We start from the raw sequence: 21500 nt of genomic DNA, 5'->3' as shown, positions 1-21500 counted from the left end.
ATTCTACCAAGAAAGGGTCTTCCTTTTTACATGGAATTTTTCATTTACACAAAATATTTTATACTCTCACTAAAAGATTATCTATATAATAATAATACCATTTTAATTAAACAAAAATACTAAATATTAAAAAATGGTGCATAGTTGACGATGTAGGAAAAGCGATTGACGTCTTCTAAAACGATGCGATAATAATAGAGTAGAGGAGTGATAATATGAGTAAAGTATCTTGCCTCACATGTGGAGGAGAATTAAAGTTAGAGGAAACGAAAGCAACATGCGTAAAATGTTTTCGTGTTCATACAGCAGAAGACTTCCCAACCAACCCAGATTGGTCAGAAGATGCTGCAAAAGCCGTGAAAGAGACAGGGTGGATTTTGATCGGAATGATCGTTTTCGTTGTCGCGGTTATTCTTTTTGTTTAAGATAAAAGAGAGGTGAAGATTATGGGAATCATTAATGAAAAACAAATTGAAGTGCGTTATGCGGAGACGGACCAAATGGCTGTCGTCTATCATGCGAACTATCTCGTATGGATGGAGATTGGGCGTACTTCGTTAATTCAAGAGCTTGGGTTTACATACGCTGGATTAGAACGAGAAGGTTATTTATCACCTGTCGTCGATTTAAATATTCAATATAAACAAGCTTGTACATACGGAGAGACGGTAACCGTTCGTACATGGTTACGTGAACACGGTCGTGTGCGCACGGTTTATGCTTACGAAATCGTGAAAGAAAATGGAGAAATTGCAGCGACTGGTGAATCGACACATGTGCTCGTCAAAAAAGGTAATTTCCGTCCTGTATCCTTGAGCAAAGTTGATCCGGCTTGGCATGACGCTTACGAAAAAAATGTTATTCCGAAAGAGGAAAAATAGTGGCTTTCGGTATTCATCGTCAACAATTACGACAGTGGCAAGAGCGAGTAGCGCAAGGGGAACTCGCTTTTTTGACGCATTATTGGCTCGACGACCGCTTCCCTGGCTGTCAAACGGTAACGAAAGCAGGTTGTGCAGATGTAGAACGTCTAATCGAATGGGGCGCGTCTTACGGTTTGCGCCCGGAATGGATCGATGCGCACCCGACGTATCCGCATTTCGACTTAATCGGCGACCGAGAGCGTTATATATTAAGAAAAGAAGGCTTACAGCAGCAATACGAACGTTTTTATCCGAAAAGCTTGCGTCCTACGGAACAATTTTATTACGGCTTATTTCATCGTTCTCCGTATGCGATTCATTTACCGAATGATAGACTCATCACCGATCCGGTCGAGATTTATGTAGCGCGTACGACGGAAGAGCGAGTTCATTGGTTAAACGAATGGATTCACCCTAAAGATGAAGTTCGGCTCATGGTGACGACGTATCCGACAAGTGAGCGTCACCCTCTCATGCTGCATCGCTACGTATCGCCTGAACTGCGTTATAAAATGCGCACACATTCGTTTATGATTCAGGAGGAAGAGAATTGGCTTGCGGAACAATTTTACGTTACAGGAACGTATGAGCAATTCGATATTCCGAAATTAATTCAGCGAACCGTAGAAGCGGATATGGGAAGGCCGTTTAAAGGGTATGAGTATAGCCCGTCTATTTTCATCGAACATATTCCGTCGCTCACTGTCTTTCATTCTTATGATGATCGAGGGTTTGAAGTGATTGCGCCGTCTCCTGACATTGCGCAAAAATGGCATAAAAAAGCCTGACGTATTCGAGTAACGTCAGGCTTTTCGTATTATTTTTCGTAGTCGAAATGCAGTTCATTTAAGTCTGGATTCAGTGATACGAGTAAATTATGGTCTTGGAAAAACCATTCGTCGTGTTCGTCGATGTAGTATGTCACATCATTGATGACGGTTTGTGCGACGATTTTTTCTGGCTCAGTTTTTTGAATGCCGAGTGAGAACCCTTCATGAAGAGGACTTGCGCCGCCGTAACGCGCGTAAAATTGAACCGCTTCTCCTGCTTCAACATCCATTTCCGTTTCAAACCATTCGATGGCGTCGTCTGTTAATTGAATGTTCATAAAACTCCTCCTAAATCCACGTAATCTTTGGTTCTGTACCATTTTTAACCCGCTCTAAATTCGCACGATGTCGATAAATGATAAACAGTGCCATACATATGACTATAATAGAAAAGGAATAGTTTTGCGAACGAATGAACTCGACGATTGCGATGATAATCCCAGAACAAGCGACGATCACAGAAGAGAGTGAAACCATCTTCGTTACTTTCAAACTGATAATAAAAATGGCTAAGACGATGACAAATACAATCGGTGCATAAGCGAGTAATACCCCTGCGCTTGTAGCGACTGCTTTTCCACCCCGGAAGCGAGCGAATAACGGGAACATATGGCCAATTACAGCGAATAGTCCGATAACGATCGTTTCAACGGGCAGTGGTTGAAAATAAGATAGAGAAGCAATCCAAACCGCTGCACTCCCTTTTAAAATATCGAGCAAAGTGACGATGATGCCCGCTTTTTTACCGAGCACACGGAAGGTGTTCGTTGCACCTAAGTTACCGCTTCCATGCTCGCGTATATCCGTTTTGAAAAATACTTTCCCAATCCAAAGGGCAGATGGGATGGAGCCTAACACATAGGCGATGAGTATGACGAGAACGATATTCATAATGGTACCCCTTTACGCTAAAAATAAATACAAGATAACTCTATCATACCGTAAAAAGAGTGCCAACAATAGTTGAAAAAGAAAACTATTTTTTAAATGCTCGGTTTTAGAAGTTCGTTGCTTTTTTTGAAAATGTTCTATACAATTAATTCTCGAATGTCGTAGAGCGTGATTTGACAATGTTTTCAGCATAGTTGATAATAAAAAGAGAACACATGTTTTTATGGAGGGTGTCGAAGTGACGAATACAAATCAAATGATGAATTATGATGATGATGCGATTCAAGTACTAGAAGGGCTCGATGCAGTGCGAAAACGTCCAGGAATGTATATCGGTTCGACCGATGGACGCGGCCTGCATCATTTAATTTATGAGATTGTCGATAATGCCGTCGACGAAGCGTTAGCAGGATTTGGTCGTGAAGTGGTCGTCACTTTACATAAAGACGATTCTGTCAGCGTCCGCGACTATGGACGAGGCATGCCTACCGGAACTCATCAGACAGGTAGACCGACAGCAGAAGTCATTATGACTGTGCTTCATGCGGGAGGTAAGTTCGGACAAGGTGGCTATAAGACGAGTGGAGGACTTCACGGTGTCGGAGCATCTGTCGTGAACGCTTTATCGGAATGGTTAACCGTTACGATCTACCGAGACGGGAAACAGTTTACACAACGTTTTGAACACGGTGGGAAGCCGGTCACTACATTAGAAGAAGTCGGAACGACGAAGCAGACCGGAACGTGCATTCATTTCAAACCAGATGCGTCGATTTTTTCAACGACGACGTATAACCGAGAGACGATTCGTGAACGATTGCGCGAATCTGCTTTTTTATTAAAAGGTGTCGCTTTCCGTTTGATCGATGAACGTGAAGCGGAAAAAGTCGAAGAGACGTTCCAATATGATGAAGGAATCGTCGCCTTCGTCCATTATTTAAACGAGGAAAAAGATACATTGCATGAAGTCGCTTATTTAGAAGGGACGCAAGAAGACATTGAAGTCGAATTTGCGTTTCAGTTTAATGATGGCTATTCCGAAACCGTACTCTCTTTCGTCAACAACGTGCGAACGAGCGACGGGGGAACACATGAAACAGGTACGCGTACGGCGATGACGCGCGTCATTAACGAATACGCTCGAAAAACAGGATTATTGAAAGAAAAAGATAAAAATTTAGATGGCGCGGATATTCGAGAAGGATTGACTGCGATTATTTCCGTGCGCATTCCTGAAGAAATTTTGCAGTTTGAAGGGCAGACGAAAGGGAAGCTCGGAACGAGTGAAGCCCGCACAGCGACAGACGCGGTTGTCAGCCAACAGCTGAACTATTATTTAGAAGAAAATGCGGAATTTAGCGCGGAGCTTGTACGTAAAGCGATCCGCTCCCAACAAGTGCGCATGGCAGCCCGAAAAGCGCGAGAAGATGCGCGCAACGGGAAAAAGCGCAAACGTTCGGACACTTTGCTATCGGGGAAATTAACCCCTGCGCAGTCTCGTAATGCGAAAAATAACGAACTGTACTTAGTCGAAGGGGACTCAGCTGGAGGCTCTGCAAAACAAGGGCGCGACCGAACATTCCAAGCGATTTTGCCACTGCGAGGAAAAGTGTTAAATACCGAAAAAGCAAAACTTGAAGACATTATGAAAAACGAAGAAATTAACACGATCATCCATGCGATTGGTGCGGGTGTCGGGTCTGATTTCAATGTGGAAGATTCCAATTATGACAAAGTGATCATTATGACGGATGCGGATACGGACGGGGCGCACATTCAAGTGCTGTTGCTGACGTTCTTCTTCCGCTACATGCGCCCACTCGTAGAAGCGGGGAAAGTGTATATTGCGATGCCGCCCCTTTACAAAGTGTACCGAGGAGCGGGTAAGAAAGAAGTGTTGCGCTACGCATGGACGGAAGATGATCTTCAAGAAGCGATTCAAGAAATCGGCAAGACGTATAAATTGCAGCGCTATAAAGGACTCGGGGAGATGAACCCAGATCAATTATGGGATACGACGATGAATCCTGAAACGCGCACTTTAATCCGCGTCACGATTGAAAATAGCGGACAATCAGAAAAGCAAGTGTCGACATTAATGGGCGATAAAGTAGAACCACGCCGAAACTGGATTGAGAAAAACGTCGACTTTAGCATGACGGAAGAAACGAATATGTTAGAAAATGAACTCATTCATGTGGAAGGTGAGGAAGTATGAGTCAACAAGAGCACATTCAAGATTTAACATTGGAAGAAATTATCGGAGATCGCTTCGGTCGATATAGTAAGTACATCATTCAAGACCGTGCATTACCGGATGCGCGCGATGGGTTAAAGCCGGTACAGCGCCGTATTTTATACGCGATGCAACAAGACCATAACACGAGCGATAAGCCGTATAAAAAATCAGCAAAAGCCGTCGGTAACGTCATCGCCAACTATCACCCGCACGGAGATACGTCGGTGTACGATGCGATGGTACGGATGAGCCAAACGTGGAAACTGCGCCATGAATTGATTGAGATGCAAGGGAATAACGGTTCAGTAGACGGAGACCCTGCAGCAGCGATGCGTTATACAGAAGCGCGTCTTTCCGCTGTGTCGGAACTACTCCTTGCTGATATCGATAAAAAGACGGTCGACTTCATTCCGAACTTCGACGATGCGACGATTGAGCCGACAGTACTTCCTGCACGTTTTCCGAATTTACTCGTGAACGGTTCGACAGGAATTTCTGCAGGATACGCGACAGATATCCCGCCTCACAACTTAGCTGAAGTGATCGAAGCGGTATTTATGCGCATGAAAAATCCGAATGCGACTGTCGATGAACTGATGACAGCGATTCAAGGGCCTGATTTTCCGACAGGAGCGATCATTCAAGGAAAAGAAGGGATTAAAAAAGCGTACGAGACAGGAAAAGGACGCTGTGTCGTACGCGCTCAGTCGACGATTGAACCGTTAAAAGCCGGAAAAAATCAAATCGTCTTTACCGAAATCCCATATGACGTAAACAAAGCGAATGTCGTAAAAAAAATGGACGAATTACGTATCGACCGAAAATTAGACGGCATCGCAGATATTCGGGATGAAAGTGATCGAAAAGGATTGCGTATCGTCGTCGAGTTAAAAAAAGATATCGATCCGGATGCGATTCGTAATTTCTTATTTAAAAATACCGATTTGCAAATTACGTATAACTTCAATATGGTCGCGATATTTGACCGTCGTCCACGTTTAATGAGCTTGCCGATGTTGCTGGACGCTTATATCGGTCACCAACAAGAAGTCGTAACGCGCCGTACGAAATACGACGTCGCTCGCGCAACGAAACGCCTTCATATCGTAGAAGGATTGATGAAAGCTTTATCGATTTTAGATGAAGTGATCGAAACGATTCGTTCTTCAACGGATAAAGGGAATGCGAAACAAAATTTACAAGAAGCGTTCCAATTTACAGAGCCGCAAGCCGAAGCGATCGTCTCTTTACAGTTATACCGTTTAACGAATACAGACATTACGGCATTGCGTGAAGAAGAGCGTGACCTTCATGAACAAATCGCACGCTATGAGCTCATTTTAAGCAGTGAGAAGCAGTTGAACCGTGTCATTCAACGTGAATTGAAAGACGTTCAACGGAAATACGCAAATAGTCGTCGCAGCGTCATCGAATCAGAAGTTGAAACGATCGAAGTCGATTTAAGTGTGCTCGTTCCGAGTGAAGATGTCATCGTATCGGTAACGAAAGATGGCTATGTGAAGCGGACGAGTGTCCGTTCTTATAGTGCGTCGAACGGTGAAGGGATGGATATGAAAGAGTCCGACTATTTATTGTATGTCGCACCACTCAATACGCAACATCATTTACTCATATTCACTTCACTCGGGAACTATATGTATCAACCAGTCCATGAATTACCGGACATCCGTTGGAAAGACCTCGGACAACATTTATCGAGCATCATTTCTTTAGCACCGAATGAAGAAGTGATCGGCGTCATCGGTGTGCCGAGCTTTGATGAAGATCAATATGTCGTCACGACGGGTAGTTTAGGGAATGTGAAAGTTTCAGCATTAAAAGATTATGAAGTGGCCCGCTACAATCGAACGTTCCGTGCGATGAATACGAAAAAAGAAGAGACGATGACATCTGTCGCGCTCTGTACGTTAGAAGATGAGCTTTTACTCATTTCGGAACATTTCCAATCGACTCGTTTCCCAGTGAGCGAATTAGCAGTCACGGGAGTGCGTACAGCTGGAGTGAGAGGGATTCAGTTGAAAGATGACGACACATTACAACGTGTGCACATCGTGAAAGAAGAACAGTCTCTCGTCTTATTTACAAATCGAGGTCATGTGAAACGTCTTCGTTTAGAAGATATTCCAGAAACGTCACGTGCTGTTGTAGGGAATGCTCTCATTCGTCGTTTGAAATCGAATCCACATCTTTATAACAGCAGTCATCTCGTCGATACGACGGATGAGCTTTATGCGGTGAATCAACATTTCGAACAAGTCATCGTACTCGCAAGTGAGTTACGCTACATGGACTTAAATTCAGCAGGTAGCGCATTATGGAAAAAAACCGATGCCAACATGCTTGCACATACGTACGTTCAACATACTATCGAATAAAGGAAAACTGTCTACTTCATAGGAGGTAGGCAGTTTTTAGTTTTCTTTCATGACAATTGTGAACATTCCGTGTATAATAGTTCGAAAATCGAAATACTTAAGAAAGATAGAGGAATAGGCTTATGTGGCGTAATCGAAATGTATGGATTATTTTAATTGGGGAGTTAATTGCAGGAATTGGGTTATGGATGGGGATTATCGGAAACTTGGAGTTTATGCAGGAGAAAGTGCCTTCCGACTTCCAAAAAGCTTTAATTTTATCGACAGGGCTGCTTGCAGGGGTTCTCATTGGACCTTTTGCGGGGAAGGTGATTGATCGGACGAATAAAAAGAAAGTGCTCATAGGAGCGGGAATTGGGCGTCTTATCAGTGTGCTCTTTATGTTCGTGGCGATCCAGCAAGATTCAATCGTTTGGATGATCGGCTTCGTCATTAGTATTCAAGTGGCGTCTAGTTTTTATTTTCCCGCGTTGCAAGCGACGATTCCGCTCATTGTCGATGAACATCAATTGCTTGTGATGAACGGATGGCATATGAACGTCGCGACGATTGCTCGCGTATTAGGAACGGCGCTCGCGGGACTGTTACTCATTCAAATTTCATTAAGCGCTCTTTATTGGATGTCGTTTTTCGCATATATTTTCTTACTCGTGACGACGTCGATGCTCATCGTCGAAGAAGCGGTCATTCCGAAGCGGGCGAAAGGGGATAAGAGCGGGGGATTCAAAGAAGTTTTCCCGATTTTACGGGAATTCCCACAAGTGACGATGACGCTTATTATGACGCTCATCCCTTTACTCTTTTTAGGGTCCTTTAACTTGATTGTCATTCAATTAAGTCAAATTCAAGATTCTACGTCTATTAAAGGAATCGTCTATGCGATTGAAGGGATTTCCTTCATGATCGGGACAGTCGTCATTAAGCGAATTACGTTGCACGTTCGAACGAAGACGATTTTGTTTACGTTCGCGTGGATCGTCGGCTTAGCGGAGCTGTTTTTATACGTTCCGACGAATGTGCCACTCGTTTTGCTCGCATTTGCTTTGCTTGGATTTTCACTCGGTTGTTTCTTCCCGACTGCGATGCTCGTGTTCCAGCAGCAAATGCCACGCGCTTACCACGGACGCTTTTTCGCTTTCCGTAACATGTTAGAGCGCGTCATGTTCCAAGTCGTTTTACTATCGTCTGGTGCTTTACTCGACTGGATTGGCTTACAATGGATGGCGGTCATCTTTGCGCTCGTCAGCGTATCCCTCACGACGTTTTTCTGGCTTCAAACGAAACGAAAAAATTTGCAATTTGATTAAAAAAACATCCCCTCGATCACGAAGATCAGGGGATGTTTTTTATTGTTCCAGCAAGGCACGGTCGTAAATGCTATAATCGCTGCGGTAAATAAAGAGTAGTTTTCCATCGATTAAAAGAGCGGTCGATTTTTCGATTTCAGTCTCTTTAAAAACCACTTTATTCCCAGCGAATGTCGCGATTGGTTTCCCGCTTTGTGAACGGATTAACACGACTTTATCCATCCCTTGGAAACGGTTTTTCATGTCGTTTATGAATTTGTTGACGAAAGGTACGGTACGATTCGTACTATCGATCGTGACGGTTTCGCTATATTCGTCTAAAATATTGTCGAGTCCTTCTTCGTAAGCAATTAAGCTAGAGCCAACGTGAATCGCTTCGTGGCCACCGACTGTAATTTTTAACACTTGAGATTTTTTAATTTCATCTCCATCTTCATTGTATAATGAAAACTGTTTATCGGCATCGATCGCTACAGATTTGCCGACCATTTTATCCAATGCTTGCCCGTCATCATCGTACGTTTGAAGTGTCGTTTCAATTCCTGTAAACTTCTCTTGAACAGATTTACCGAAAAACGATAAATTTTTAAAGTTCAAGACGAGCACAAGAAGAAGGACGAGCAATACTACGGACAAAATGATAATCGTCCAACGTTTAAATTTGTTTGAAAAGCTTGTCGTTTCACTCATACTGTGTCTCCTCACTCTTTGATTAGTCGATTCACTTCATTTTACCATATTCTTTGAAATAACAGGAAATATCGAAAGGAGAAAGTTATATGGCAGAAGAGAAGCGGGGCGTTATGTGCTTTACGGTCGGTTCTATCAACTATTCTTTAGAAACGGAGTCGTCCGATCGAGACGAACTTCACTTTGTACTCCCTTCATCACTCCGACATGTGATGCTAGGAAATATTTGTAAGACAACTCAAACAATCGATGAAGAGGCAAAAGTCGATCGGTTGGAAGTCGATGTGCGCAGTATGATGCAGTGGATTAAAAAGCCAAATATGAGCAATTCATCGTTTCTTTGGGCGAAAGAAGTGCGTTATACGAAAGAATTTCAATCGTTTTACGATGAATTGGATGCGTCAGTCCCGTTTATTTTGTATGAAAATCGCAAAAACTTGCTGTATAGTACGCTCGGGATGCTTACGAAATCAATCGATCGCATTCAGAAAGAAAAAGATGCGAAAGCGCTCGTGAATTTTTACTTATATGCGCTGCATACGCAATTTGTTTGTCAATATGGAGAGCGGGTCGATATAGGAGAGCTAAAAGCGTACTTTCAAGGGAATCATCCGTTGAAGCAGGATGGTCGATTACATGAGATGTTACGGCAGTTTAAACGAGATCATACAGAGAAAGCGTTTAATGAGTTATTGCGGAAAGTTTTCGAGTTGCAACGAGCATTGCAATATGAGTTAAACGTAATGGAATATGAAAAATGTGATCAATTGGATGAGTGGATGAATCATTTAGAAAATCTTTTAGCACAAGCCATTTGGCAATGGACGAAAAAAATATAACGTATCTCATGAAATTTTGATTTTATCTCAATATTACTTGTATACTTATATATGAGATATAACTTCCTATAAGTTATATTATGTAAACTAAAATAAAAATCGTCAATATAACAATCAATATGTTCTACTTTCCTATTTTGAAATAACACTTACACCGTTCTGCTGTCCGATTTTACCATTGCATGTTTCGGACGTTTCACCCTCGCAGCAAGCTCATCATTTATCCGGTCACATCGTGATGATTATTTTATTAATTGCAAAACTTTTAATTAACCAATCAAATTTTATGTCATTTATTTTGTAAAAGATCTCTTTTTCCTTTAAGTAATATACATCGTTATACAATAAATGAAAGTCTCACCCTCGGGAAAAATGATAATTTGAGAATAAAAATACTTTAATTTGTATTTTTAAAAGAAAAAGCGATTTTTTCGCATGTGTTATACTATGTTCACGTTATGAAAGGAGTTTTCGCATGTCTTTCGTGTATGACTTGTTTTTATGGATCGTTTTAGTAAGTGTTTATCTTTATATTCGCTCTGCCTTTCCTTCGTTTAAAGGAAAACGTGGGATTCCTTTTCTTCTGCTGATCCTCGCTTTCGCAGTTTTGATTGGGCTTGGACAAAGTGAAACGATTCGGATCACTTACGGGTATGCTGTGAGTCGTATCGTATTTATCGTTTTATTATTCATTTATAGTATTGTGGAATGGTTTATTTATCGCAATCATGAAAAGAAAAAAGCGGTGAAACGTCGTCAAATGAAACAACGTCACCGCTTACCTTCTTCACGTAAATAAAATATTCATTTTAGCTTCTCCGTGTGCTCGGCCCATTTGATACGTTTTGTTCATTTGGCCAGCGTCTTTTTCGAAGCTGTTGAGCGCATATTCTGGACGGAAGACGACCGCTTCTCCTGAACGTTCTAACTGTTCGATTCGCTCTATTGTCGCATTGTAACGCTCCGCGCGAACTGTCAGCAACTTAGCGATGTTCGGATACTTGTTACGCAACATGTACGTTCCGAATTTCGCTTGTCGATCAAACGTTTTTCGGTACCCTTTTGGCCGCGTTAAAACGATGACATGTTTATTGAATCCTTTGTCTATCGCGCGCTGCAACGGAATCGGATTAGCTAATCCTCCATCAAAGTATCCTTCTTCCTGCACTTGAATTTCAGGAAAAACAAGCGGAATCGCGCATGTCGCTTGCAACATATCGCATGTCCGGTTCATCTCAAGTGCATTCGCATAATGAATGTCCCCTGTCTCTGCATGAGTTAAGCCGAACTCTAACTCTCCTTCATATGTATAGAACGCTTCCCAATCGAATGGATCTGCTACGTTTGGAATGTAATTGTAGGCAAAGTCGAGACCGAAATAGCTGCGTTCCTTTAAGAAGTTACGCCAGCCCATGTAACGCGTATCATGACGGTAATTTCGAAAGACGCGCAACGTTCGCTCAGGCTGACGAGAAGCGAAAGAACAAGCCGCTAGCGCCCCGGCTGAGATTCCTACCGTATACGGAAATCGAATGCCATGTGCTAAAAAAGTATCTAAAATGCCTGCTGTGTAGATGGAGCGAAATGTGCCTCCTTCTAATATTAAACTTGCATTCATTCAAATACCTCCTTTCTTTGAGTAGTATACAGGAAATTGAGGTGCATTTTCTTAAAAAAGCCTCTTTTTCAAGCGAAATTTGTTACACTAAGAGAGGTATATCGAGAAAGGGTGAGGCGAAATCGGAATTTTAATAGACGTAACGATTGTTGGACTTTTCATCTATTTATTAGTGAGTTCAAAAGATACGTTCCAGCACGATTGGATGACGAAACTTATGTACTTTTGGCTCTTCTTATATGTGATTGTGATCGGATTTGAATGGCTAAGTCCTTATAAAGGAACATTCATACTACAAGCACTAAATATCGTCTTTTTAACAGGTGCCCTCGTCCTCTTTTTGCTCAATATGAAACCGAGAAAGGAAAAGTAATATGCAAAATGTCTTTGCTATTTTTGATGTCGTTTTATTTGTGACGATGATCGTTTTATTGTTGTTATTAATGCGTACTCCCCGCTCTAAACCTTTAAACGAAGAGCTACCGATTCAATTATTTATATTCGGAATCCTAGCATTAACGATTTTCCGTACGTTCACACCATTTGGAGATCATATTATTTTAAGTGTCGCGAACAGTTTATTTTTATGCTTTATCGTCATTCAATTATTTATGGCTTATGTGAAAAACAAGAAATAGCTCAATTTGCCAGACCAATTATCAATATTCGACAAAACCTCTTCAAATAGTGTAAAATTATGTATACTATTTATAGTACAGAAAGGGGTGAAAGCATGTCTGCTGTTACGTTGGAACAATTGATGGCTGTGATGATCGATATGCAAAAAGAAATCAGTTCGTTACGTAAAGAGATGCATCAAGAGATTGGTGCATTACGCACTGAGATGGGCTCATTGCGTGAAGAGATGCACCAAGAGATCGGTTCGTTACGTGAAGAGATGCACCAAGAGATCGGTTCGTTACGTGAAGAGATGCACCAAGAGATCGGTTCGTTACGTAAAGAGATGCACCAAGAGATCGGTTCGTTACGTAAAGAGATGCACCAAGAGATTGGTTCGTTACGCGAAGAAATGGCGGCGCAATACGAGGAACTCCATCGTAAAATCGATATTACGATGGAAGAAGTCGCTTCTATTCGTGAAGAGATGGTCACGAAAACGTGGTGGGAAGAAGAACGTCATAATGATTTCCGTCGGGAAGTCCGTTCTAAATTCCGCTTGTTGTCTGACCGCTCCATTACACAAGAAGCTTCTATCGAAGAGGCGCATGCTCGCATCGATCGTTTAATTGAGGAACAAGCATCATCGTAAAAAGATGACATAATAAAAACAGTTCTACTCGACTTAAGAGGAACTGTTTTTATTTTATTTTTATTAAGTTAACATAATATAATTACCGTTAACTTAATTGTTTTGCGATCGCTCGCTCAATCCATTCGTTCATCGTTTCACCATTTTGACGTGCACGAGTTTTCACTTCTTCAATCATCGCTTCATCAAGCAATAAACTCGTTTGTCGTTTCGTTCCTTTTGCGTGCCACACGTTCTCTTCAATCACAAACTGCCCAGATTGCAGTCCGTCCTGTAGCGCTTTGATGATTGAATGATTTGCTGTTTCACGCAATGTGACGACACCCGTTTTAATATGAACGGTTAATGTATCGAGATTTCTACTTACTTTACAATTTTCGACGCCGAAGTTTGTATAAATCCAATCGATCGTTTCCCACGTATTGGACTGCTGCATCGATAATGTGAACGTAATAGTGTCCGCTGCACGCATCACTTCACGATGAATCGGATAACATAGTTTCCAATTCGATTGCAAAGGCATCCAAATGGACCCATGCATATAAGCGCCCCACTCTTTTTTCTCTTCATGCCATACGACACGTAACGTTTGCCCCTCGCTCACTTCCATCTTTTGATACAATGCGACATCGTGCGTCGAATCATAAAACAAAGGCTCCGCTCCGATGCTCTCGATATGTTGTGTAATTTGTTCGCATTCTGTTTTAGACAAGTCGTACAAATCGCGTTTTCCTTGTTTTCTTTTTCGTGGTTGCAATTGCAGTTCACGTATCGCTTCATAAACGAAGTGAGGGGGTATGTTGAACTGTTTCGCTAGTTCATGCGGGGTTTTCCCTTTTTTAATGGATGCGCTTCGTTCCTCGATTAATTGTTGGACAGATTGTTGTGTAATTCGTTTTTCTCCAAATAGCCGGTGTGGATCGGGAATGTCTTCTAACTTCCCTTCTCTCACATACTTATAAATCGTCGGTTTTGATAACCCAATCTGTTCGGCCGCTTCTTGCACAGTTACCCAGTTTTTCAATTGTATCATCCTTTTAAAATACACATATTTTAAGTATTTAATAATTATCATATGATTTATTTTAAATAGTATACCATACATAAACAAAGGGTACATTTGTTTAGGTAAATTATTTCATTTAAAAATACATATATATTAAATAAATATAATAAAAAACACACTATCTCAAAAGATACTGTGTTTAAAAGGTTAACGGTAAGAACCGTATGCATTCGACCTGAAACCGTATGTGAACTTTCGACATATCCATTCGAGTGGCCCGATGCGGAATTTTTTGAAGTAAAGCACACTCCATCCGTGTTTATTGCACATCGAGCGACTCGTCTATTGAAATTCAATAGGAAATGTAAAAATTTCTGGTGCTTCTGGACAATAATGAACGAGCGCGACATAGTACGGTGCTGTCATTTTGTCATATTCTTCTCCTGTCAACATAATGTCACGCGTCACTTCTGCATCTGCATTTTGAATCGACAATGTGATCGTTGCGAGTTGGTGTTCATACGGAGATAACGTTTGATCTCCGTGCAAACGAATCGATTGAATAAGGGCGGTCGAGGGTTCGTGATGCGCTTCCCACTTTGTGCGCTCTAATGGCGACAAATGCGCACACTCATAGTCGATGCGACTTTTCTCGACAATCGCTTCATTTTCTTCGTTTTGTTCGGCAGGATGCACATGCTTCGGTGCATATGGATCGAACCAAATCGGAATCCACGCTTCATCTTGCCGGTCCGAGAACGAAAAAAATCCTGTATACGAAGATGGAATCCATCGCCCTTCATAAAGCACGAGTACGTGAACGATCATTTCATCTAAGTATCGTTTTGACAAGCCGGTCGGTTCGTACTTTACAACACGAGCAGCGGTTACCTCTCCAGTTCTCGTTACTTGTTGTTTCGTCTTCCATTGTTTACTTTGCTTGCGAAAAATCACATATACGGTCAAAATGACGATAATCACACTAAATAGCAATGCCCCTTTTGATAACCATTCCATCCATCTCTTCCTCTCCGATTTTTTTAGTTTTGTTTATGACGAAAATTTTCAAGGAGATTCCCTTCCATCCCCTATTTCAGTCATTCATACGTATACGATGCATTTGGAGAAAAGTTCCATGAAGTCGGATAAACTTCCCTTATGGTACACTAACGATAAGAGATAACGTAACTGTTAAAAAATCGTCAAAGTACACATGAAATATGACAAAAGGAGGGTGCTAGATGGAACTCGTTCAACAACCGATCGGACAAATCGTCAAACGAGACCCCGAGACGATGCGCATGCTTGAACGCAAATACGATGAAGCGGAACGGCAAGGAATGGATGCTTTTCACCATTTTAATGATTTGGAAATGGTCCATTGGTTTTTATATGCACCGAAACATTTAAACCGCGCTCATGACCGTTCAGCACGGACGATTCGAGAGTATGAACTCGAACTGAAACAACTGATCACTTATTTATTGCAGTACGGAGAAGAGATAGGACTCGACGTGACGTGGGAGCAACAATCGCTTTGGAAGTCGCTCGATAAACGTCACATTCGTCGTTACCAACAATGGCTCGCAACGGACAGTCCGTACGTATTGCAGCGCGGGGCTTATTCATCAGCGACATTGGAGCGAAAAACGAGTATTTTATCGGCGTTTTTCCGTTTTTTATATGAGAGTGATTACATCACACGACCGATTGGCGACGGTTTACGAATCGCTACCGTTCAAAAAGACGAACGTCCGAACCGCGATCTCGGGGTGCATGATGTGAAGCGCCTCCTCACCTACTTCAAACAACAGCAACATCCGATCATGTTTGCGATCATTCAAATTTTAACGACGACTGGCTTGCGAAATGAAGAATTTTGTTCGTTAACGGTCGAACAGTTAAAAGAAGACCGCATCCGAGGAGGTCATTACTTACACGTCATCGGAAAAGGGAATAAACGTCGGATGATCCCGCTCCGCCCCGACACGTTACGAGCGATTCAACTATTTCGAGAAACACGTCATGCGTCAGATGAGGAGATAGCACCGCTCTTTACGACATCGCGCGGCTCTGCATACACGCCTTCTTATTTTGCGCAATACGTCAAAAAAGAACTGAGCCGAGTGCCAGATTCTTACTTACCGCAAGACGTCATCGTCACCCCTCACGTCTTCCGTCACGCCTTCGCTATTATTTCGAAACAAAATGGTGCGGACATCTACGACATTATGCGCTCGCTCGGGCATGAAAAGATTGAAACGACGATGATTTATTTGGAAAAACTATTTGAAAAAGAACGTCATACGATTCATCAATGGGATGAAACTTTTGAATTTTAAACATAAAAAATCCTTCCTTTCTTTACCTATCATACGTAAAGAAAGGAAGGATTTTATTTCGCTGTAAATGGTTGAACATGCATGACATCGGCAGTCGCGATATAAGGTGTAACGCCTTGTACGGTAGGTTCTCCCCAATCGGGATGATTCCTGAGCCAGTCAAAGTCAAAAATACGTTCCCAGCTTTGTCGTTTCTCGCATTCCGTCCATTTTGTCACATGTTCACGCGCGTCTACACTTTCTTGTAGAAAATCATTCATTAAAACGATATGCCACGCTTGAAAATCGGAAAACAAAATTTTATTCGCTTCTAACTCGACTTTCAGCAACACGCCGCGTGTTCCTCTTTCTAAATGGCCGCTTCTTCTAAGGTCAGGCCGTTCTGTCCATAGCCAAACCGGCTGTTGTTCTTCGGTCATCGGTAAAGAAAGGCGACGGTAGATTTGCTCTTTCATCCAGTTATACGGAGCGAGGAACTCCGGCCATACTGCGCCTCGTTCCCCGATCAATACTCCTTTTTGTAAAGCGAGTGTCCACTTTTGTTCCGTTTGAATCGTCCAATAAATCGGCATCGGTCTCCTCCTAATGCATCGGGAAGAAAATGAGTTGGATCGTAAACAATATGCCGAAGACGACGATGATCGGGTGAACCTCTTTTCCTTTACCTGATACAAATTTCAATAATGGATACATGATGAAGCCCATCGCAATCCCTGTCGCAATGCTCGACGTAAGCGGCATCGTTAAAATGACCGCAAATGTCGGGAATGCTTCGTCAAATGTATCCCATTTCACTTTCGCTAAGCCGTTCATCATATAGCTTCCGACGATAATGAGCGCAGGTGCTGTAATGGCCGGAACGCTTGAAATCGCTTGAACGAGCGGTGAGAAAAATAGAGCGACTAAAAATAATACAGCGACGACGAGGGACGTTAATCCTGTTCGCCCACCTGCTGCGACACCCGCAGAAGATTCGACATACGCACTAGACGGTGTCGACCCGAGAGAAGCACCGACTGTAGAAGCGATCGCATCTGCTGTTAATGCGACATTCGCTCTCGGCAATGTGCCATTTTTCATTAAGCCTGCTTGTTCCGCTACGCCGATCATCGTTCCCGTCGTGTCAAAAATCGTCACGAGTAAAAATGCGAAGACGACGGCATATAAACCGTGTGTAAACACTCCGCCTAAATCAAAATCGAAAAAGACGGGAGCGGGTGGTAAGGAAGCGATTTTCTCAATGTGCAACATATCGAGGAAATACGCTAAAATCGCCGTAATGAACATCCCGAGAAACAGTCCGCCGTGCACTTTTCGTGCGACGAGAATGAGTGTTACGATAATGCCAAATACGGCGAGAGCTGTTTCAGGAGCGGTCACATCTCCGAATGCAACAAACGTACCTTCTGCCGGTACGACAATCCCTGACATACGAAGTCCTAAAAAGGCAACGAATAATCCGATACCCGCCGTAATGCCGACTTTTAGTGGTTCCGGAATCGATTCAATGAGCAACTCACGAAACTTCGTAAATGCGAGCAATACGAATAAAATACTTGCGAAAAATACCGCTCCGAGCACCGTTTGGTAACTGACGCCTTGCGTAGCGACAACACTCGCAAAATAGGCGTTCATACCCATACCTGGTGCGATCGCAATCGGATAATTCGCAAACAATGCCATAATTAAAGTTCCGACGACCGCTGATGCGATTGTTGCGATAAACACTTGATCAAAAGGTACCCCTGCATCCGATAAGATAAACGGGTTGACGATAATGATGTACGCCATCGTCACAAACGTTGTTAAACCTGCGATGACTTCCGTTTTCACATCGGTCTTCATCGCCTGCAAATTAAAAAATTGTTTCATTTTATACGCCTCTTTTTCTTTAACGGATTTCCGAAAGAAGTCCCCCATCCTCAAGGAGTGTGAAGGTGCGAATAGCACCAATGAGTAGGTGGGAGATGAATTTCGGTTGGCTTTAGCCAAAGAATTTGGTAAAATATAGACATAATGTTCTTTGACAACTGGATATATGGAGTTGCATACGGAAATAAGAGCGAAAACCAAGCCCCTCGTATGCGTAAAATATCCAAGGTACTAAAAACATTGCGTATCAGTAGGGTTGGAATGCCCCGAATTCACGCTCGTGGAGAACACATAAGACTTGCTTGCAAGCTATGTTCGTGGAAGCGAGAAGCCCCCACTTCAAACGAAGTTAAGTGGTGGGTAGTTCACGAGTATCAAACGTTACTATTCTATCGGAAAAAGCGACTTCTTTCAAATGCAAAAAGACAACCTGCCTTAAGATGCGGTTGCCTTTTTTCGTTCTTCTTTATATTGTGTGCGTACTTCTTTGCACATCGTAATAAAAAATGCATAAAATACGATACTGAGTAAAATGATTTTTAACGTTTCACCAGGGTTATAAAAAGCGACATTGACACAATGAACGATAAGCGCCATAAATAAAAAGATAGGCAATACCGTTCCCCAAAGCTTAGAAGGTTGTCGCAACAAAATATATTGAATGATTAAAATACAAGATGTCAATAAAACAATATGCATCGCTAATTTCCCCCCTTTATTTCTTTTAGTATACATGGAAAAGATTGTCGAAAGGTAAAGTGAACCTTAATGCTACCTTAAATTTCGAAAAATGTGAAAAATCTTAAACAATCTTCAGAAATTCTTCAGATTTCCGTCTATTTTTTCACGTATACTTACAAGTAAAGGAGAGATCGTATGAATTATTTAAAAATAGGGTTACTCGCCCTTCTACTAAGCATATCGGGTTGCCAATCGAGTGCGCCAACCGAATTCGAACAACTAAAACCGTATTATGCAAGTTACGTCGGCGATAACTCAGCGATGGGGGCAATCGTTCATTTAACTCCAGGGTCCGATTATTTCAAACAGATGGCGTTAACAGAGACGAGCATTACATTATCTTACGAAGCTCCTCCGATTACGTCTAAAGAACAACAAGAGGCCTACAATCGTTGGAAACCGGAGCGGGCGTTCGCGTACAATGCCGCGGTGTTCTTTTTACTCGTCCAAAACTTAGAAACGATTACATTTGAATGGACGAACGATCTTGGAATGAAGGATACATATGTCGAGTCGAAAGAAGCATTTTTTGAAGCGTATCCGGAATTACATAAATTAGCATCAGAACGCTTAATGGAGCAATATCTCGAAAAAGCCCATGCATTATTTCGTACGTCGTAATGGACATTTTTGAAAATGTTCGCTATAGTGAGCATATATTATGAAAGTCAGGGGTGAAGTGTGCAGATGATTCAGTAATCTTTTACGTCATATTTTTTGCGTAAGGGATTCGTCTGCACTTTTTTACCATCATCTTCTTTTGAAGTCGATGTTTTTAAGCGTGACGAATCCTTCTAAACTATTCCGTTTAGAAGGATTTTTTTCGTGTCCTTTTAAACGATTCAAAAAGGAGTTTTTTATATGTTACAATTACCGGCTCAAACGATTCAAATTCATGAAAATCAAAGCATTCAACACGACTTACTCACCATCGAAGCAGGGCAAGCAATCGGATTGATCGGAGCGAACGGCAGTGGGAAGACGAGCTTTTTACATGCGATGTACCAAAGCGCTCCAAGTGACGTTGTGATAGAATTTGTACGGTTTGACCTCCCTCCTCCCCGCCTTGCTTCTCATCTAAAAAAGCAAGTGATGGAAAGATGGAATTTACCGAAACGCGCTTATACAACGTATAGCGGTGGTGAACAATTGCGTTATCAAATCGGCGCTGCATTAATGAAAGAATCCGATCTTTATTTATTGGATGAACCGACGAATCATTTAGATGAAGAAGCGGTTGAATGGCTAATTGAAATGATTCAACAATCTCGGGCCGCTTGGATTATCGTCTCTCACGATCGTCATTTTTTAGATCATATTGCAACGCACATATGGGCGATTGAAGACGAGCACATTCACACGTTCAGAGGAAATTATACCGCCTATGAACAAGAGCGTGAACGAAAAAGACAGCAACAACAAAAGCGTTTCGAAGAACAACAACAAATGATTCAAGATACAGAACGCAAAATGAAAGCTCTTCACGATTGGTCGGAGCATATCCATCGTGAGTCTACCGCTTCTCATCATCCGAAACAGATGGGAGCGAAAGAGTATTACCGAACGAAAGCAAAGCGAGCTGACCGGCAAGTGAAATCAAAAGAGAAACAGTTACAACGCTTGCGAATAGAAGAACCGATCGAGCGTCCTTCCCCTAACCGAACGATTCAATTTGAAATAGAAGATAGTGCGCAACGAGGAATGCAAGTCGGTTATATGCGAGATGTGACACTTGAACGAAGCGGCATTCAAGTTTTACAAAATATTCATTTTCAATTGACACGAGGAGAGAAAGTAGCACTCGTTGGGCCGAATGGGAGCGGAAAATCAACATTACTTCTTGCTCTATTAGGCGAGCTCCCCATCAGCTCGGGCACATTATGGATGTCCCCTCATTTGAAAATCGGCTATTTGGCCCAATCGATCACTTTCGAAGACGAACAACTACGGGTTAGTGATTTATTAGAGGGTTCTGCTCATTTAATGGTCAAACGACAACAACAACTTTTCCATCTCGGTTTCGCACCAGAACGCTGGACGAGTATGCTTAAAGATTTAAGTATGGGCGAACGTTTAAAAGTGAAATTGTTACAATGGATGTCAGAAGGTTGTCATTTACTTCTTTTAGACGAACCGACGAATCATTTAGACCTCCCTTCTAAAATTCAACTAGAACATGCACTCATACAATACAACGGCACCGTCGTGTTCACTTCACATGATGCGACGTTTCGAGAACATGTGGCGACGCGGACATTTGATATGCAAAACGATCAACGACCGAAAAGTCCAAATACGGCAATACGCGATACATTAATGAACTTGGAGAACGAACAAATCATACTCATTCATCAATTAACGGAAGCCAAAATAGGAAGTGAAGATTATCAACAATTGGATGCTCAATTTCAACATATTCAAAAGAAAATTCAAACATTACGTATGAAACTGAAATGATTTGCGTATTTCGTATATGTTGAAAATAGCGTTCGTTATAAAATATTGATATACTAAACGATAAGAAATGGGGGTTTTG

Annotated in this window: 24 protein-coding genes and 1 pseudogene; 15 read left to right on the top strand and 10 right to left on the bottom strand. The window is 42.0% G+C overall.

Annotation, left to right across the window (positions count from 1 at the left end; all coding sequences use genetic code 11):
* Positions 1-215: 215 nt before the first annotated feature.
* The 4 genes and pseudogenes from ACFQ0V_RS01355 (at position 216) to ACFQ0V_RS13260 (ending at position 1711) form a co-directional block, all read left to right on the top strand.
* The gene (locus tag ACFQ0V_RS01355) at positions 216-425 is read left to right on the top strand and encodes a hypothetical protein (RefSeq protein WP_381008933.1); all 210 of its coding nucleotides are present in this window, start codon (positions 216-218) and stop codon (positions 423-425) included.
* Between the two features lie 21 nt (positions 426-446).
* On the top strand, positions 447-881 hold the full coding sequence (locus ACFQ0V_RS01350; RefSeq protein WP_381008931.1) for an acyl-CoA thioesterase: 435 nt from the start codon (positions 447-449) through the stop codon (positions 879-881).
* Positions 881-1174 (top strand): annotated as a pseudogene (locus ACFQ0V_RS01345) (hypothetical protein); the annotation flags it as partial. The gene ACFQ0V_RS01350 and the pseudogene ACFQ0V_RS01345, both read left to right, overlap by 1 nt.
* 9 nt (positions 1175-1183) lie before the next feature.
* Entirely contained in the window at positions 1184-1711 is a 528-nt protein-coding gene (locus ACFQ0V_RS13260) for a DUF3885 domain-containing protein (protein WP_449329111.1), read from the top strand.
* A gap of 29 nt (positions 1712-1740) precedes the next feature.
* Here the strand turns inward: ACFQ0V_RS13260 and ACFQ0V_RS01340 are convergent, their stop codons facing one another.
* Both ACFQ0V_RS01340 and plsY read right to left on the bottom strand, forming a co-directional pair.
* Positions 1741-2031 (bottom strand): HesB/YadR/YfhF family protein, encoded by a 291-nt coding sequence (locus ACFQ0V_RS01340; protein WP_381008930.1) that lies wholly within the window; start codon positions 2029-2031, stop codon positions 1741-1743.
* Between the two features lie 10 nt (positions 2032-2041).
* The gene (gene plsY, locus ACFQ0V_RS01335) at positions 2042-2644 is read right to left on the bottom strand and encodes a glycerol-3-phosphate 1-O-acyltransferase PlsY (protein ID WP_381008928.1); all 603 of its coding nucleotides are present in this window, start codon (positions 2642-2644) and stop codon (positions 2042-2044) included.
* Positions 2645-2900: 256 nt separating this feature from the next.
* On the opposite strand from plsY, the gene parE reads away from it, so the two are divergent.
* The 3 genes from parE to ACFQ0V_RS01320 all read left to right on the top strand — a co-directional run bounded on the left by parE (position 2901) and on the right by ACFQ0V_RS01320 (position 8586).
* Positions 2901-4862, top strand: a complete 1962-nt coding sequence (gene parE / locus ACFQ0V_RS01330; protein WP_381008936.1) for a DNA topoisomerase IV subunit B — start codon at positions 2901-2903, stop codon at positions 4860-4862.
* Positions 4859-7279 (top strand): DNA topoisomerase IV subunit A, encoded by a 2421-nt coding sequence (gene parC, locus ACFQ0V_RS01325; protein WP_381008927.1) that lies wholly within the window; start codon positions 4859-4861, stop codon positions 7277-7279. Before parE ends, parC begins: the two co-directional genes overlap by 4 nt.
* A 122-nt stretch (positions 7280-7401) precedes the next feature.
* Positions 7402-8586 carry an MFS transporter gene (locus ACFQ0V_RS01320; protein ID WP_381008926.1) on the top strand — a complete coding sequence of 395 codons (1185 nt, stop codon included), beginning with the start codon at positions 7402-7404 and terminating at the stop codon, positions 8584-8586.
* Positions 8587-8625: 39 nt separating this feature from the next.
* Here ACFQ0V_RS01320 and ACFQ0V_RS01315 read toward each other — a convergent pair whose 3' ends face one another.
* Entirely contained in the window at positions 8626-9276 is a 651-nt protein-coding gene (locus ACFQ0V_RS01315) for a DUF5052 family protein (RefSeq protein WP_381008924.1), read from the bottom strand.
* 89 nt (positions 9277-9365) lie between these two features.
* On the opposite strand from ACFQ0V_RS01315, the gene ACFQ0V_RS01310 reads away from it, so the two are divergent.
* Both ACFQ0V_RS01310 and ACFQ0V_RS01305 read left to right on the top strand, forming a co-directional pair.
* Positions 9366-10115 (top strand): hypothetical protein, encoded by a 750-nt coding sequence (locus ACFQ0V_RS01310; protein WP_381008922.1) that lies wholly within the window; start codon positions 9366-9368, stop codon positions 10113-10115.
* A 475-nt stretch (positions 10116-10590) separates the two neighbouring features.
* A complete protein-coding gene (locus ACFQ0V_RS01305) occupies positions 10591-10914 on the top strand; it encodes a hypothetical protein (RefSeq protein WP_194561964.1) in 324 nt (107 codons plus the stop codon).
* Here ACFQ0V_RS01305 and ACFQ0V_RS01300 read toward each other — a convergent pair.
* Positions 10903-11733 (bottom strand): patatin-like phospholipase family protein, encoded by an 831-nt coding sequence (locus ACFQ0V_RS01300; protein ID WP_381008920.1) that lies wholly within the window; start codon positions 11731-11733, stop codon positions 10903-10905. The two genes, ACFQ0V_RS01305 and ACFQ0V_RS01300, sit on opposite strands and share 12 nt — an antisense overlap.
* Before the next feature lie 217 nt (positions 11734-11950).
* Between ACFQ0V_RS01300 and ACFQ0V_RS01295 the strand changes: the two genes are divergently transcribed.
* From ACFQ0V_RS01295 to ACFQ0V_RS01285, 3 genes are all read left to right on the top strand, one after another.
* Positions 11951-12106 carry a hypothetical protein gene (locus ACFQ0V_RS01295; protein WP_381008918.1) on the top strand — a complete coding sequence of 52 codons (156 nt, stop codon included), beginning with the start codon at positions 11951-11953 and terminating at the stop codon, positions 12104-12106.
* 1 nt (position 12107) lies between these two features.
* A complete protein-coding gene (locus ACFQ0V_RS01290; RefSeq protein ID WP_381008916.1) occupies positions 12108-12371 on the top strand; it encodes a hypothetical protein in 264 nt (87 codons plus the stop codon).
* Between the two features lie 95 nt (positions 12372-12466).
* Complete coding sequence (locus ACFQ0V_RS01285) at positions 12467-13003, top strand: hypothetical protein (RefSeq protein WP_381008914.1); 537 nt, start codon at positions 12467-12469, stop codon at positions 13001-13003.
* An 88-nt stretch (positions 13004-13091) separates the two neighbouring features.
* On the opposite strand, the gene ACFQ0V_RS01280 is transcribed toward ACFQ0V_RS01285, so the two are convergent.
* The 3 genes from ACFQ0V_RS01280 to ACFQ0V_RS01270 form a co-directional block, all read right to left on the bottom strand.
* Positions 13092-14027, bottom strand: coding sequence for a helix-turn-helix domain-containing protein (locus ACFQ0V_RS01280; protein ID WP_381008912.1), 936 nt, complete (start codon positions 14025-14027; stop codon positions 13092-13094).
* A gap of 189 nt (positions 14028-14216) precedes the next feature.
* Positions 14217-14339 (bottom strand): DUF418 domain-containing protein, encoded by a 123-nt coding sequence (locus ACFQ0V_RS01275; protein WP_381008911.1) that lies wholly within the window; start codon positions 14337-14339, stop codon positions 14217-14219.
* Positions 14340-14351: 12 nt separating this feature from the next.
* Complete coding sequence (locus tag ACFQ0V_RS01270; protein ID WP_381008909.1) at positions 14352-15026, bottom strand: hypothetical protein; 675 nt, start codon at positions 15024-15026, stop codon at positions 14352-14354.
* Positions 15027-15250: 224 nt separating this feature from the next.
* Between ACFQ0V_RS01270 and ACFQ0V_RS01265 the strand changes: the two genes are divergently transcribed.
* On the top strand, positions 15251-16351 hold the full coding sequence (locus ACFQ0V_RS01265) for a tyrosine-type recombinase/integrase (protein WP_381008908.1): 1101 nt from the start codon (positions 15251-15253) through the stop codon (positions 16349-16351).
* A gap of 53 nt (positions 16352-16404) precedes the next feature.
* On the opposite strand, the gene ACFQ0V_RS01260 is transcribed toward ACFQ0V_RS01265, so the two are convergent.
* The 3 genes from ACFQ0V_RS01260 to ACFQ0V_RS01250 all read right to left on the bottom strand — a co-directional run bounded on the left by ACFQ0V_RS01260 (position 16405) and on the right by ACFQ0V_RS01250 (position 18922).
* Positions 16405-16923, bottom strand: a complete 519-nt coding sequence (locus ACFQ0V_RS01260) for a DUF3841 domain-containing protein (RefSeq protein ID WP_381008906.1) — start codon at positions 16921-16923, stop codon at positions 16405-16407.
* Between the two features lie 10 nt (positions 16924-16933).
* On the bottom strand, positions 16934-18223 hold the full coding sequence (locus ACFQ0V_RS01255) for an NCS2 family permease (protein ID WP_381008904.1): 1290 nt from the start codon (positions 18221-18223) through the stop codon (positions 16934-16936).
* A gap of 435 nt (positions 18224-18658) precedes the next feature.
* Positions 18659-18922, bottom strand: a complete 264-nt coding sequence (locus ACFQ0V_RS01250; RefSeq protein ID WP_381008902.1) for a hypothetical protein — start codon at positions 18920-18922, stop codon at positions 18659-18661.
* Positions 18923-19099: 177 nt separating this feature from the next.
* On the opposite strand from ACFQ0V_RS01250, the gene ACFQ0V_RS01245 reads away from it, so the two are divergent.
* On the top strand, positions 19100-19585 hold the full coding sequence (locus ACFQ0V_RS01245) for a DUF4825 domain-containing protein (protein WP_381008900.1): 486 nt from the start codon (positions 19100-19102) through the stop codon (positions 19583-19585).
* A gap of 240 nt (positions 19586-19825) precedes the next feature.
* A complete protein-coding gene (gene abc-f / locus ACFQ0V_RS01240) occupies positions 19826-21421 on the top strand; it encodes a ribosomal protection-like ABC-F family protein (protein WP_381008899.1) in 1596 nt (531 codons plus the stop codon).
* Positions 21422-21500 lie beyond the last annotated feature (79 nt).

The sequence above is a fragment of the Savagea faecisuis genome (assembly GCF_042675605.1).
In the GTDB taxonomy this organism is placed as follows: domain Bacteria; phylum Bacillota; class Bacilli; order Bacillales_A; family Planococcaceae; genus Savagea; species Savagea faecisuis.
This window is presented reverse-complemented; position numbering and strand designations above follow the sequence as displayed.

What these genes read in the sequence shown, in the direction of transcription:
- ACFQ0V_RS01305 (WP_194561964.1), top strand. Translation starts at nt 10,591, where the DNA reads ATGTCTTTCGTGTATGACTTGTTTTTATGGATCGTTTTAGTAAGTGTT.
- ACFQ0V_RS01290 (WP_381008916.1), top strand. Translation starts at nt 12,108, where the DNA reads ATGCAAAATGTCTTTGCTATTTTTGATGTCGTTTTATTTGTGACGATG.
- ACFQ0V_RS01295 (WP_381008918.1), top strand. Translation starts at nt 11,951, where the DNA reads ATGTACTTTTGGCTCTTCTTATATGTGATTGTGATCGGATTTGAATGG.
- ACFQ0V_RS01350 (WP_381008931.1), top strand. Translation starts at nt 447, where the DNA reads ATGGGAATCATTAATGAAAAACAAATTGAAGTGCGTTATGCGGAGACG.
- ACFQ0V_RS01265 (WP_381008908.1), top strand. Translation starts at nt 15,251, where the DNA reads ATGGAACTCGTTCAACAACCGATCGGACAAATCGTCAAACGAGACCCC.
- ACFQ0V_RS01355 (WP_381008933.1), top strand. Translation starts at nt 216, where the DNA reads ATGAGTAAAGTATCTTGCCTCACATGTGGAGGAGAATTAAAGTTAGAG.
- ACFQ0V_RS01340 (WP_381008930.1), bottom strand. Translation starts at nt 2,031, where the DNA reads ATGAACATTCAATTAACAGACGACGCCATCGAATGGTTTGAAACGGAA.
- ACFQ0V_RS01260 (WP_381008906.1), bottom strand. Translation starts at nt 16,923, where the DNA reads ATGCCGATTTATTGGACGATTCAAACGGAACAAAAGTGGACACTCGCT.
- ACFQ0V_RS01320 (WP_381008926.1), top strand. Translation starts at nt 7,402, where the DNA reads ATGTGGCGTAATCGAAATGTATGGATTATTTTAATTGGGGAGTTAATT.
- ACFQ0V_RS01310 (WP_381008922.1), top strand. Translation starts at nt 9,366, where the DNA reads ATGGCAGAAGAGAAGCGGGGCGTTATGTGCTTTACGGTCGGTTCTATC.
- ACFQ0V_RS01245 (WP_381008900.1), top strand. Translation starts at nt 19,100, where the DNA reads ATGAATTATTTAAAAATAGGGTTACTCGCCCTTCTACTAAGCATATCG.
- abc-f (WP_381008899.1), top strand. Translation starts at nt 19,826, where the DNA reads ATGTTACAATTACCGGCTCAAACGATTCAAATTCATGAAAATCAAAGC.
- ACFQ0V_RS01250 (WP_381008902.1), bottom strand. Translation starts at nt 18,922, where the DNA reads ATGCATATTGTTTTATTGACATCTTGTATTTTAATCATTCAATATATT.
- ACFQ0V_RS01270 (WP_381008909.1), bottom strand. Translation starts at nt 15,026, where the DNA reads ATGGAATGGTTATCAAAAGGGGCATTGCTATTTAGTGTGATTATCGTC.
- parC (WP_381008927.1), top strand. Translation starts at nt 4,859, where the DNA reads ATGAGTCAACAAGAGCACATTCAAGATTTAACATTGGAAGAAATTATC.
- plsY (WP_381008928.1), bottom strand. Translation starts at nt 2,644, where the DNA reads ATGAATATCGTTCTCGTCATACTCATCGCCTATGTGTTAGGCTCCATC.
- ACFQ0V_RS01285 (WP_381008914.1), top strand. Translation starts at nt 12,467, where the DNA reads ATGTCTGCTGTTACGTTGGAACAATTGATGGCTGTGATGATCGATATG.
- ACFQ0V_RS01275 (WP_381008911.1), bottom strand. Translation starts at nt 14,339, where the DNA reads ATGTGCAATAAACACGGATGGAGTGTGCTTTACTTCAAAAAATTCCGC.
- ACFQ0V_RS01255 (WP_381008904.1), bottom strand. Translation starts at nt 18,223, where the DNA reads ATGAAACAATTTTTTAATTTGCAGGCGATGAAGACCGATGTGAAAACG.
- ACFQ0V_RS01315 (WP_381008924.1), bottom strand. Translation starts at nt 9,276, where the DNA reads ATGAGTGAAACGACAAGCTTTTCAAACAAATTTAAACGTTGGACGATT.
- parE (WP_381008936.1), top strand. Translation starts at nt 2,901, where the DNA reads ATGATGAATTATGATGATGATGCGATTCAAGTACTAGAAGGGCTCGAT.
- ACFQ0V_RS01300 (WP_381008920.1), bottom strand. Translation starts at nt 11,733, where the DNA reads ATGAATGCAAGTTTAATATTAGAAGGAGGCACATTTCGCTCCATCTAC.